Source organism: Alloscardovia macacae, from assembly GCF_002259705.1.
In the GTDB taxonomy this organism is placed as follows: Bacteria; Actinomycetota; Actinomycetes; order Actinomycetales; family Bifidobacteriaceae; genus Alloscardovia; species Alloscardovia macacae.
In genome coordinates, this window is sequence record NZ_MWWT01000008.1 from 165,076 (window position 1) to 177,417 (window position 12,342).

Consider the following 12,342-nt stretch of genomic DNA (forward strand, 5'->3'; position numbering starts at 1 on the left):
CTGCTCATCCATAAAAAAATGGGGCTTATAGGCAATTTTGTGTTGCTTTAGAATTGGTTGTGGGGCCCCAATAAACCAGAAAGAAACTTATCACCCCCTCAAACCCCAACAAACACAACACCTAACAAGCAAAATAAGCAACACAAAAATGCCTATAAGCCACAAAATGAGGGACTGTATCTCTACGATACAGTCCCTCATTTTTATTCATCCTTGCGTCACACCGCGCTAGTATTTACACGTCTTACGCCTCCAGCGCCTCCCGCGCAGCATCCACATCACGTTTCATCTGCTCCACGAGCGCGTCTGCACCTTCGAAGGTCACCATAGGCCGCAAGTAGGAGACGAACTCTACGCGCACCGACGCATCGTAAATATCAAACCCTTCCGGCGCATCGAGGCAGTATACTTCCACGAAGCGCGACCCGTCCTGCTCAAAGGTAGAATTGACACCTACAGAAATGGCAGCCGCGTACCGCTCCCCCGAACCCGAGCCCGAGCGCTCCCCCGAGCCGAGCACGGTCAGATACCCGGCGTACACGCCATCCACCGGCACGAAACCGCGGATATCCGCCATATTCGCCGTCGGGAAGCCCAGCTCGCGACCGCGCGCCTGACCATGCGCCACCGTCGCGTCGATGCTATGCGCGCGGCCGAGGATCTCCGCCGCATCGCGCACGCAACCGCGAGCCAGCAGGAAGCGCACCATAGACGAACTGTACTCGCGCACCGCCACCGAACGCTGCTTCTTACTCCACGCGCGCAGCTGCGCCTTCGTCATGCCCGTCAGCGGATTCGACGGCTCGCTCTCGATGCCGCTCTTCACGCCGCTTTCGATGCCGTTCACGCCCTCGTATCCTGCCCCCGCTTCCGGCACCACATACTGCACCTCGCGCGGCAGATAGATGCCCGCCGGACCGAAATCATCCACGACGTCGAGTTCGAAGACGCCCGTCGCGCCGCTGAGCTTACGAATAGCGGCGATGTCCCCCTCGCGCCCCTTACCCATGGTCGCATCCGAGCCGAGCACGAGCGTGCGCATGCCGAGTTTACCCACGAGTTGACCGAGGAAGAAGATGTACGTGCGCGCGGCGAAGGCCAGCGTATAGCGCACGACGAGCGCGTAGTCGAAGCCCGCTTGGTCCATCAATTCGAGCCGCTGCTCGAGGCTCATCACTGCCTGCGTGTCGCGCTCGAGCCCCGCGTGGACCACGCCCGGACGCGGATCGAACGTAATGGCCACGCTCGGCACGTCATGCGTGTGCGCGAGCTCGACGGCCCGCGCGAGCACCGCCTGATGCCCGCGGTGGACACCGTCGAAACTGCCGATGGTCACGACTGCGCGCTTATCCTCGCTCAGAGTCGGCCACGCGACTATGCCCTGTTCGTCTGGTTCGAGTCGAAGTATTTCCATACGTTCATTCCTTTATGCTGTCTGTGTGGCGAGGCGTGCGAGCTCCTCGGCGGTCATAAAAACGGTGGACGGCTTCGCGAGGTTCGGCTTCCACGGCTCGACGAGCGCCATCAGCTGCCCGCGGTACAGCGCCGCGGTCAGCGTCTTCACGCTCGTCTTCAGCGGCCGCCCGAAGCAGATGTCCACCGCTTGCTGCGCCGTCAGTTCGCGTACCGGCAGAACTGCGCGGGCGGCATCTGCTGGGAGAATGACTTTTTCTGCCAATTTTTCCTCATTCTCCTTCAGCTCTTTCGAAGCCTGAGCCTTCGTGCGCTGGACTACCTCGCCATCTTTCTGAGTGAATTCATAGCTCTGGGCAGTCATGTGGATGGTCTTCTGACTGTCCGCGTCAAACATTCCCACGCGCGTGCGACGCAGCATGGTCAGGTACCCGCCCACATGGAGCAGCTCGCCGAGATCACGGCCGAGTGCGCGAATATAGGTACCAGCAGAGCAGGTGACTGTGGCATCCACGTCGAGGTACGTACCCTCGCTTTCGTAGACGCAGCGCACGTCTGTTACGGTAAAGTCCTCGATGGTTACAGGATTTGCGTCCAGCTGGACGTCCTGCCCGTTCCGAGCGAGGTCATAGGCGCGCTGACCGTGAATTTTCTTCGCGGAGTACGTGCTCGGCACCTGGAGGATATCTCCTGTGAGGTGCTCGGCTATAGCACGCTCGATGTCCTCGCGCGTGATGGTAGTGACGTCTGCTTCTGGGGTACGCGTGATGTCTCCATCTGCGTCATCCGTGGTGGACGTGGCACCGAGACGGATAGTCGTCTCGTAGGTCTTACTCGCTCCCACGAGAGAGTTCAGCAGACGCGTGGCTGCACCGAAACCGATGACGAGTACTCCTGTGGCCATAGGGTCGAGAGTGCCGGCATGTCCCACTTTCTTCGTATGGAGCAAGCCACGGCAGGCTGCGACCACATCATGACTGGTCACGCCTTTCGGCTTGTCTACGATGATGACTCCGCTGGAATGTTTCACGTGAATCCTTTTACTCGGCTTCTGGCTCGGCTTCTGGTTCGTCCGCGGACTCGACGTCGTCCGAGTCGTCGTCGATGATGATGGTCATGTCGAAATCATCGTCGTCGTCATCCCAGTCATCGTCGTCGAAGGAGATGTCCATTCCCCCGTCTTCGTCTACCGCTTCTTCCTTATGCTTATACGGGTCTGCCTCACCAGCGTACTGCGCATTTTCACGCAGCTTCGCGAGCTCTTCGTCGCGCTTGCGTGCGATGACGAGTACGTCATCCACTTCTGCTGCCTGCCCCTGCAGTGCGTCGAAAACAAAGAAGAGCTGCGGAGTCAGGCGCAGTCCTGCCTTGCGTCCCACCATGGTGCGCAAGTGTCCCTGTGCCTGGCGCAGTGCCTGTGCTGCACGCTTCTTCTGCCCATCCTCACGACCTTCCTGGCCGTAAATGGTCCAGAAGATGCGTGCCTGCTGCATGTCATTCGTCACACGCACTTCGGTGATGGTCACGCCACGCAGGCGTGGATCATGAATGTCCTTTTCGAGCGCTGTGGCCACGACGCGCTGGATAAGGCCAGCGATACGCACAGAGCGCGGATTCGTTCCTGCCATGAATTGGTCTTTCTCTAAAAAAATCTATCGTTTTACCGCGAAAAGGCAGCCGAACTCGAAAACGCAGTTCGGCTGCCTTCGCCTTCAGAAAGCGCGAACGCTAGACGCGTGCCACTTCCTGCATCTCGAACGTCTCGATGACGTCGCCTATCTGGATGTCGTTAAAGCTGCCGAGGTTAATACCTGCCTCGTAGCCCTCGGTGACCTCCGTGACGTCGTCCTTGAAACGACGCAGCGTGGAAATCTCGAGGTCATTAAACGTGACGACACCATTACGCATGATGCGTGCCTTCGTACCGCGCTTCACGGTACCGTCTTCGACCTTCACACCAGCGATGTTACCGAACTTCGACGAACGGAAGATCTCACGGATCTCCGAATGCGAGGTCACGACTTCCTCATACTCCGGCTTGAGCATACCCTTCAGAGATGCCTCGATCTCCTCGATAGCCTTATAGATGACGGAGTAGTAACGCACGTCTACGCCCTCACGCTCAGCGAGGTCGCCCACCTGACGGCTCGGACGCACGTTAAAGCCGATGATGACAGCCTTATCCACAGTAGCGAGGTTCACGTCGTTCTGCGTGATAGCACCTACACCGCGGTGGATGACCTGGATGCCGACCTCGTCGCTGACCTCGATCTTCATGAGGGACTCTTCCAGAGCCTCCACAGAACCAGAAGAGTCACCCTTAATAATGACGTTCAGCATATCCACTTCGGACTTCGCGAACTGTTCCTTCAGGTTCTCCAGCGAGACGACCTTATGGCGGCGAGCCAGCTGTGCAGCACGCTCAGACGCTTCACGCTTTTCTGCGATCTGGCGAGCAGTGCGGTCATCTGCTGCTACGAGGAAGAGATCACCTGCGGTAGGAACCGAGGTCAGACCGAGCACTGCCACTGGGCGAGATGGGGTGGCCTCCTGGAGGTTATTCCCATTCTCATCGAGCAGTGCACGAACGCGACCGTACGACTTTCCAGCCACGATGGAGTCTCCCACGTGCAGAGTACCCTGCTGAACTAGGACTGTAGCCACTGCACCGCGGCCCTTATCCAGACGCGCTTCCACGGTAGCACCGCGTGCGTCTGCTTCAGGGTTCGCGCGCAGATCCAGCGTAGCGTCTGCGGTAAGAAGCACTGCTTCGAGCAGCTTATCGATGTTCAGACCCTGCTTCGCGGAGATGTCCACGAACATGGTGTCTCCACCGTATTCTTCTGGTACGAGGCCGAACTCGGTGAGCTGACCGCGCACCTTATCTGGGTTCGCGCCCTCCACATCGATCTTATTCACAGCCACCACGACTGGCACGTTCGCAGCCTGAGCGTGGTTTATAGCTTCCACAGTCTGAGGCATGACACCATCATCTGCAGCGACCACGAGGATGGCCACATCCGTGAGTTCCGCACCACGAGCACGCATAGCGGTAAACGCTTCGTGACCTGGAGTATCCAGGAAGGTAATGCGACGGTCGATGTCATTCAGCGTGACATGAATCTGGTATGCACCGATACGCTGGGTAATGCCACCAGCTTCGGACTTAATAACGTTCGTCTTACGGATGGTATCCAGCAGGCGCGTCTTACCGTGATCCACGTGACCCATGACGGTGACCACTGGTGGACGTGGAACGAGCTTATCCTCGTCTTCTTCTGCATCCAGGTCGATGTCGAACTGCTGGAGCAGTGCGCGGTCTTCTTCTTCCGCGGACACGATCTTAATGTTCCAGCCGATCTCCTCACCCAGAACAGCAAACGTGTCTGCATCCAGAGACTGCGTAGCCGTGGCCATCTCTCCCAGGTGGAAGAGTACCGTGACCAGGCTTGCTGCATTCACGTTTATCTTATCGCCCAGATCCGAGAGGGTAGCACCCTGTGGTAGCTGAACAGTCTGACCGTTACCGGATGGGATGCGTACACCACCGATAACTGGTGCTTTCAGCTCTTCGAACTCCTGGCGCTTATTCCTCAGAGCTGCCTTACGGGACTTCGAGGACTTCGCTCCCTGGCGTCCGAATGCACCAGCTGCGCCACCGCGACCACCGCGACCACCGCGTGCTGGACCGTTCGACGGAGCGGACATGCCGCCGCCGTTACCACCGTTCGCGCCACCGCCGAAACGACCGCGACCGCCTCCGTTACCAGAGCCTGCGCCCTGTCCTGGACGCGGACCGCCGCTTCCGCCACGGTTACCCCACTTCGAGCCGCCGTTACCACCGCGACCGCCTGCAGGACCCTGACCCATGCCCTGTCCTGGGCGTGGAGCGCCTGGGCGTGGTGCACCTGGGCGTGGGCCGCCATTACCGCGACCACCGCGGCCATTACCGCCACCGTTACCAGCGTTCGCGTGCTGACCGGCACCCTGGCCCTGACCTGGACGTGGACGACCACCGCGACCGCGACGACCGCCATTACCCTGATCATCACGACCATTCCCATTCGCGCCACCCACGCCTGGGCGGCTCATAGGGTGTGGACGAGGGATGTCTCCAGGTGTAGGCGTGGAGCCCATGCGCTGCTTGCTCATGAATGGGTTATTTCCTGGGCGTGGAGCCGACGCATTCGCACGGCTGCGTGGCTTCGGAATACCTGGGGTGGCGTTCTGCTCACCGTTCTGGCGTGGCTTTGCGCTCTGCGCAGGCTGATCCTGTCCTGGCTTCTGCTGAGACTGCTGAGCGTGCTGAGCCTGCTGACGAGCCGGAGCCTGCTGGAACAGTGGCTCGTTCTGCTTCTGATGTGCAGACTTCTGAGGCTTTTGAGCCTTAGGCTTCGTATTCTGTATATTCTGTGCTGCCTTCTCCCCTGCTGCCGCTGCGCGGTTTGCTGCAGGATTCACAGAAGACATGGCTGCGCGTGCCACCGCGGCACGTGGAGATGGAGCTGCAGAGCGCGCTGGCTTCTGGCTCGCTGGAGTAGCAGCCTGAGCAGCTGGCTTTGCTGCAGGCTTCGCACTGCCTGCTGGTACTGCTGGCTTAGCAGCAGACTGAGTCTGAGAGTTCTGAGCGGCTCCGGACTTATCCTGTCCGAACTCCGCATTCAGCTTCCGCACCACCGGTGCTTCCACTGTAGACGATGCAGACTTCACGAATTCGCCCATATCCTTGAGCTTAGCAAGTACTGTCTTGCTGTCTACACCGAATTGCTTCGCAAGTTCATATACGCGTGCTTTTGGCACATTTTCTCCTTTACTAGCGCCGCGTGTGAACTGCTCGCAGCGCTTATATGAGTATGGCTAACGTATCCTGTCTCATCGCAGTGTGACCATGATCGTATTACCTCGTCTCAAAAAAACAGTGATGTGGTATCACAAAACTCTTCCTATCATACTGAAGGATATGTACGAGAGAGCCTATGATACAGCTGAAATCATCCGGGCGTGTCGCGCGCACTGACGTCTGTAATGACCAGAACACGCGCGGCACGCTACCTGAGATGATGTCTTTCGTGCGGTTACGCTTCCTCAGCTGGAGCCTGAGCTTCAGATTCCGATGCTGCTTCTGTAGAAGCCTGCCCGCCCTCTGCACCCTCGGCAACCTGTGCAGCCTGAGCTGCTTGTGCAGCAGCAGCCTCAGCCGCAGCCTTCTTCTGCGCGTGGGCTTCCACCGACTCGATGCCTATCTTCCAGCCGGTCAGCTTCGCGGCCAGACGCGCATTCTGCCCTTCCTTACCGATGGCCAGCGAGAGCTGGTCTTCCTTAATGAGGGCGATGGCCGTCTGGTTCTTCTCGCTGATGACGTTTACTTCCACAGCGTGTGCTGGGGACAGAGCAGCAGCGACAAACTTCGCTGGGTCATTCGACCAGTCCACGATATCTATCTTTTCTTCACCCAGGTTCTCCATCACAGCACGCACGCGGTTACCGCTCGGTCCGATGAGCGAGCCCTTCGGGTTAATGCCCGGAGTATTCGCACGTACAGCTATCTTCGTGCGTGCACCTGCTTCGCGAGCGATGGACATGATGGACACTGCTCCCGAGGTCAGCTCTGGCACTTCGCGCTCGAAGAGGCGGCGTACCAGCTCTGGGTGCGAGCGAGACACGATGATCTCCGGCCCCTTCAGACCACGCGAGACGTTCACCACGTAGACGCGAATGCGCTCACCATGGCGGTATACCTCACCTGGCACCTGCTCACGGCGTGGGAGGATAGCCTCCACTTCGCCCACTGCCACGTGAATGTTCTGTGGGTCACGCGAGTTCTGCTGGATAATGCCATTTATAATCTGACCCTTCTGGCCAGAGAATGCACCGAAGATCTTATCATCCGCAGCCTTACGGAACAGGCCAGAGATGACCTGTGCTGCAGTGGATGCTGCCACGCGGCCGAAGTCACGAGGAGTGTCATCATATGGCTCACTCAGCGCTGGGCGTGGGTAAGGATCCTCTTCCGTAGGCTCCACAGGAATCTCATCCTGAGCCCAAATAGTAAATGTTCCTGCACGCTCGTCGAGTTCTACACGAGCATGCTTCGACGCCTTAGGCGTCTTCGAGTATGCAAGCTTAAGCGCCTGAGACAGCGCTTCGTCTAAGGTTTCCGCGTCTATGCCCTGTTCAGCCGCGATGCGGTGTAACTGCGCCAGATCTAGTTCCATGGAAGACCTCCTATGTTCAGTTCTTTTCTTCAGTTTTCGTATGTGGAGAAAAAGACCGCGCGAAAGCGTTTAACCAGCGCTACGTGATACCTCTTCTCGCATCATGTGAAATACTCATTTTACTCTCCCAGACTGACTTTTCGACACCTTTTCTCGCTCAGCGTTTCGCACGTGTGCTCAGCCTGCTAGGATAGCTCCTATGGTTATATTTCCTTCTCGTACGAACGTTTCTTCCTGTGTATCCGCCCAGCAGCGCGGCTCGCTATTCTGGAAAGTAACCTGTGCATCCGCGCTGGCGGTTACCGCATGTCTCGCACCGCTCCCGTCTGCGCTCGCTGCATCGTCCGTGACGTGCGATACGGCGTACTATTCCGCGCATGCGCTCAGCGCCTTATCCGCGCCGGATTCCGGCCTTCCCCGCTCGTCTGCTGCATTTACGTCCGCTCTCGCCTCTGAAGACTGGCTCAGCGTCGCGCTTCTGTGCCCGGGACGCTACAGCGAGGGGATAGTCCGCTCTGCATTATCTGCTGTCAATTCTTCCTCCCCCGCATCGACCCCTTCCGCACGTGAGATAGCCTCGACGCTGACGAGTGCTCCAGATGCTGAACCATTCCTTCTCTCTCCTACTCTCCGTGCCCTCTCTCTGGCAGAAGACCGCTATCGTTTCGCAGCCTCGGTGCTCGCCACTCGTGATTACTCTGGTCCAGATTATGTGTCTTTGCTCACCGATGCTGAGCTTCTCAGCCAGACCTATGCGCACCTCGTCACCGATTCCTCTACGGACACACGTCAGCGCATTTATGACACGACTTCTCTGACGAATTATTCTGGTACAAACTCTACGACAGGCATCACCATGCCTGTGTACGCGAGCATAGAACTCGATGCTGCACTCGAAGAACTCACTGCTGTGGATAAAGACTCGTCTTCACAGTCGTCTCAGACCGATGCAGCTATGGACCAGCGAGCCCGTACTGTAGCCCTCAGCATTCGCGGTCACCTTCTTCGTGCGCTAGCAGCCGGAGCACCACGAGTCATCGAACTGTACCTGAACTAGCAGACCTTCATACGTATACGAAAAAGCCCCTGAGAAATCTCAGGGGCTTTTCTTTCGTCAGATTACCTGAACCGCAGAAGCAGAAACTACTCTACGATCTTGGTGATACGACCGGAACCTACGGTGCGGCCACCTTCACGTACTGCGAAGGTCAGACCCTCTTCCATAGCGATAGGCTGGATGAGCTCTACGCCGAAGGTAGCGTGGTCACCAGGCTGAACCATCTCAACGCCTTCTGGCAGAGTGATAACGCCAGTTACGTCAGTGGTACGCAGGTAGAACTGTGGACGGTAGTTCGAGAAGAATGGCGAGTGGCGGCCACCCTCATCCTTGGTCAGAACGTACACTTCAGCTTCGAACTTGGTGTGAGGGGTGATGGAGCCTGGAGCTGCCACTACCTGACCGCGCTCGACGTCTTCACGACCGACACCACGGAGCAGCAGACCGGTGTTATCGCCAGCTTCTGCTTCGTCCATCTGCTTGTGGAAGGTCTCGATGGAGGTGCAGGTGGTGGAGGTGGTAGGACGCAGGCCTACGATCTCTACTGGGGTGTTAATAGCAAGGCGACCGCGCTCTACGCGACCGGTTACTACGGTACCACGACCAGAGATGGTGAAGACATCCTCGATAGGCATGAGGAATGGCTTGTCGAGGTCATGAACTGGGGTAGGAATGTACTCATCCACAGCGTTCATGAGGTCGCGCACAGTCTGTGCCCACTTCTCGTGATCTGGAGCGTCATCGTGCAGTGCGCCGTATGCAGAAGTACGGATCACTGGGCAGTCGCGGTCGAAGCCGTTCTCCTCGAGGAGGTCGCGAACTTCTTCTTCCACGAGCTCGATGAGCTCTTCATCTTCTACCATATCGCACTTGTTCAGAGCGACGAGCAGCTTTGGCACGCCGACCTGCTTAGCGAGCAGAACGTGCTCACGGGTCTGAGCCATAGGACCGTCGGTAGCAGCTACTACGAGGATAGCGCCATCCATCTGAGCAGCACCGGTGATCATGTTCTTCACATAATCAGCGTGGCCTGGAGCATCCACGTGTGCATAGTGGCGTGCTTCGGTCTCGTACTCGATGTGAGCGATGTTAATGGTGATACCGCGTTCCTTTTCTTCAGGAGCGGAATCGATCTGATCGAAGTCATAAGCTGGGTTCAGATCTGGGTACATCTCATGCAGGGTCTTGGAGATAGCTGCAGTGAGGGTGGTCTTACCGTGATCAACGTGACCAATGGTACCAATGTTAACGTGAGGCTTAGTACGTTCGAACTTTGCCTTTGCCATATTGTGTCCTCCTGGACGTCTCTAGAGTTTCGTCTTTATGTCTTGCGACACAAGACACTCGTTAGATTTTACTACTTCTTGGGATCAACTGCCACCGCGTGTTAAACCCAGAATTACTCTCATTCTAGGTTTAATACGGGACGAGATCCCTTCTTCAGGAGGGCGGCGCGTGTCTTCACGCGCACCACCCTCACTGAAGAATTGGCCTTATAAAAGCGAGAAAAACTACTCGCCGCGCTGAGCCTTAATGATTTCTTCTGCGACGCTACGAGGAACCTCAGCATAAGAATCCATGGTCATGGAGTAGACAGCACGACCCTGAGTGCGCGAGCGCAGGTCACCGATGTAGCCGAACATCTCAGCCAGTGGGACCTTAGCCTTGATGACCTTAACACCGGTAGCGTCTTCCATGGACTGGATAGCGCCACGACGGGAGTTAATGTCACCCATCACGTCACCCATGTACTCTTCTGGAGTACGTACTTCCACAGCCATGATAGGCTCGAGGATTACTGGGTTAGCCTTAGGAGCAGCTTCCTTGAATGCCATGGAACCTGCGATCTTGAAGGCCATTTCCGAGGAATCCACGTCGTGAACCTGACCGTCGGTAACGGTAGCCTTCACGCCCACCACTGGGAATCCTGCCAGCACACCGGACTGCATAGCTTCCTGAACACCAGCATCGATGGATGGGATGAATTCCTTCGTAATGTGACCGCCGGTCACCTGGTTATCGAACTCGTACACTTCACCAGACTCGGTATCCAGTGGCTCAAAGTTCATGAGAACCTTAGCGAACTGACCGGAACCACCAGTCTGCTTCTTGTGGGTGTACTCCTGGTTCATAACAGGCTTCTTAATGGTCTCGCGGTAGGATACCTGTGGGTTACCTACGTTGCACTCCACGTGGAATTCGCGGCGCATGCGGTCCACCAGAATGTCGAGCTGAAGCTCACCCATACCAGAGATGAGGGTCTGACCAGACTCTTCGTCAGTAGTCACCTGGAAGGTAGGATCCTCGTCAGACAGACGCTGCAGAGCGATACCCATCTTTTCCTGGTCAGCCTTCGTCTTAGGCTCCACAGCCACCTGAATCACAGGCTCTGGGAAGCTCATGGACTCGAGAACCACTGGGTTCTTTTCGTCGCAGAGGGTGTCACCCGTGGTGATGTTCTTCAGACCCACGAATGCGTAGATGTTACCAGCAGATGCGTGCTCTACTGGGTTTTCCTTATCTGCGTGCATCTGGAAGAGCTTACCGACGCGTTCCTTCTTACCCTTGTTCGCGTTCAGGATGGTGTCACCCTGGGATACGGAGCCGGAGTATACGCGAACGTACACGAGCTTACCGTAGAATGGGTGAGCAGCGATCTTGAATGCCAGAGCAGAGAATGGCTCGTCAGCATCTGGGTGGCGGTCGATCTCGATGGACTCATCCGCTGGATCAGAACCCACGATAGCTGGGATGTCGCTCGGCGATGGCAGGAAGTCTACCACAGCATCGAGCATAGGCTGAACACCCTTATCCTTGAATGCAGAACCGCAGTATACTGGGTATGCTTCCGAGGAGATGGTCAGCTGACGCACGGCCTTACGAATCTCGTCTTCGGTGATTTCCTCACCCTCGAAGAACTTGTTCATGAGGTCTTCGTCAGTCTCAGCCACGGTTTCGAGCAGCTGCTGACGGTATTCCTCAGCACGCTCCTGGAGATCTGCTGGAATCTCGGTGGTCTTATAGGTCGAGCCCTTATCTGCGTCATCTTCCCAGACATAAGCGACCATGCGGACCAGGTCCACGACGCCCATGAAGTCGTTCTCAGAACCGATAGGAATCTGCATAACGATAGGCTTAGCGCCGAGCTTTTCCTTAATGGTGTCTACGGAGTAGTAGAAGTTAGCGCCCAGCTTATCCATCTTATTAATGAAGCAGATACGTGGAACGTTATACTTATCAGCCTGGCGCCACACAGTCTCGGACTGTGGCTCCACGCCTTCCTTACCATCGAAGACAGCGACAGCACCATCGAGTACGCGCAGGGAGCGCTCTACTTCTGCAGTAAAGTCCACGTGTCCTGGAGTGTCGATGATGTTAATCTGGAACTTATCCTTCTGGTCATGAGACTGACGGTTCCAGAAGCAGGTGGTAGCAGCGGACGTAATGGTAATACCACGTTCCTTTTCCTGCTCCATCCAGTCCATGGTGGATGCACCATCATGGGTTTCACCGATCTTATAGTTTACACCGGTGTAGAAGAGGATACGCTCAGTGGTCGTCGTCTTACCAGCATCGATGTGAGCCATGATACCGATGTTACGGACGAACTTGAGGTCCTTAAGCACATCTTGTGCCATATTCTATTCCTTAACTTTG

7 protein-coding genes and 2 pseudogenes are annotated in these 12,342 nt (G+C 56.7%); 1 reads left to right on the forward strand and 8 read right to left on the reverse strand.

Annotation, left to right across the window (positions count from 1 at the left end):
- Window positions 1–244: 244 nt before the first annotated feature.
- From ribF to nusA, 6 genes and pseudogenes are all read right to left on the reverse strand, one after another.
- Window positions 245–1,414 (reverse strand): bifunctional riboflavin kinase/FMN adenylyltransferase, encoded by a 1,170-nt coding sequence (gene ribF / locus ALMA_RS06515; RefSeq protein ID WP_094726893.1) that lies wholly within the window; start codon window positions 1,412–1,414, stop codon window positions 245–247.
- A gap of 12 nt (window positions 1,415–1,426) precedes the next feature.
- Window positions 1,427–2,443, reverse strand: a complete 1,017-nt coding sequence (gene truB, locus ALMA_RS06520; RefSeq protein WP_244568903.1) for a tRNA pseudouridine(55) synthase TruB — start codon at window positions 2,441–2,443, stop codon at window positions 1,427–1,429.
- A gap of 10 nt (window positions 2,444–2,453) precedes the next feature.
- Window positions 2,454–3,041 (reverse strand): 30S ribosome-binding factor RbfA, encoded by a 588-nt coding sequence (gene rbfA / locus ALMA_RS06525; protein ID WP_094726895.1) that lies wholly within the window; start codon window positions 3,039–3,041, stop codon window positions 2,454–2,456.
- A gap of 100 nt (window positions 3,042–3,141) precedes the next feature.
- Window positions 3,142–5,691 (reverse strand): annotated as a pseudogene (gene infB, locus ALMA_RS06530) (translation initiation factor IF-2); the annotation flags it as partial.
- Window positions 5,692–6,117: 426 nt separating this feature from the next.
- A pseudogene (locus tag ALMA_RS08385) lies at window positions 6,118–6,213 on the reverse strand (translation initiation factor IF-2 N-terminal domain-containing protein); the annotation flags it as partial.
- A gap of 275 nt (window positions 6,214–6,488) precedes the next feature.
- A complete protein-coding gene (gene nusA / locus ALMA_RS06535; RefSeq protein ID WP_094726897.1) occupies window positions 6,489–7,628 on the reverse strand; it encodes a transcription termination factor NusA in 1,140 nt (379 codons plus the stop codon).
- 199 nt (window positions 7,629–7,827) lie between these two features.
- Here nusA and ALMA_RS06540 point away from each other — a divergent pair, with 199 nt between their 5' ends.
- Window positions 7,828–8,685 carry a hypothetical protein gene (locus tag ALMA_RS06540; protein WP_094726898.1) on the forward strand — a complete coding sequence of 286 codons (858 nt, stop codon included), beginning with the start codon at window positions 7,828–7,830 and terminating at the stop codon, window positions 8,683–8,685.
- A gap of 86 nt (window positions 8,686–8,771) precedes the next feature.
- Here the strand turns inward: ALMA_RS06540 and tuf are convergent, their stop codons facing one another.
- Entirely contained in the window at window positions 8,772–9,971 is a 1,200-nt protein-coding gene (tuf, locus tag ALMA_RS06545) for an elongation factor Tu (RefSeq protein ID WP_086106065.1), read from the reverse strand.
- Window positions 9,972–10,196: 225 nt separating this feature from the next.
- Window positions 10,197–12,323, reverse strand: coding sequence for an elongation factor G (fusA, locus tag ALMA_RS06550; RefSeq protein ID WP_094726899.1), 2,127 nt, complete (start codon window positions 12,321–12,323; stop codon window positions 10,197–10,199).
- Between the last annotated feature and the right edge of the window lie 19 nt (window positions 12,324–12,342).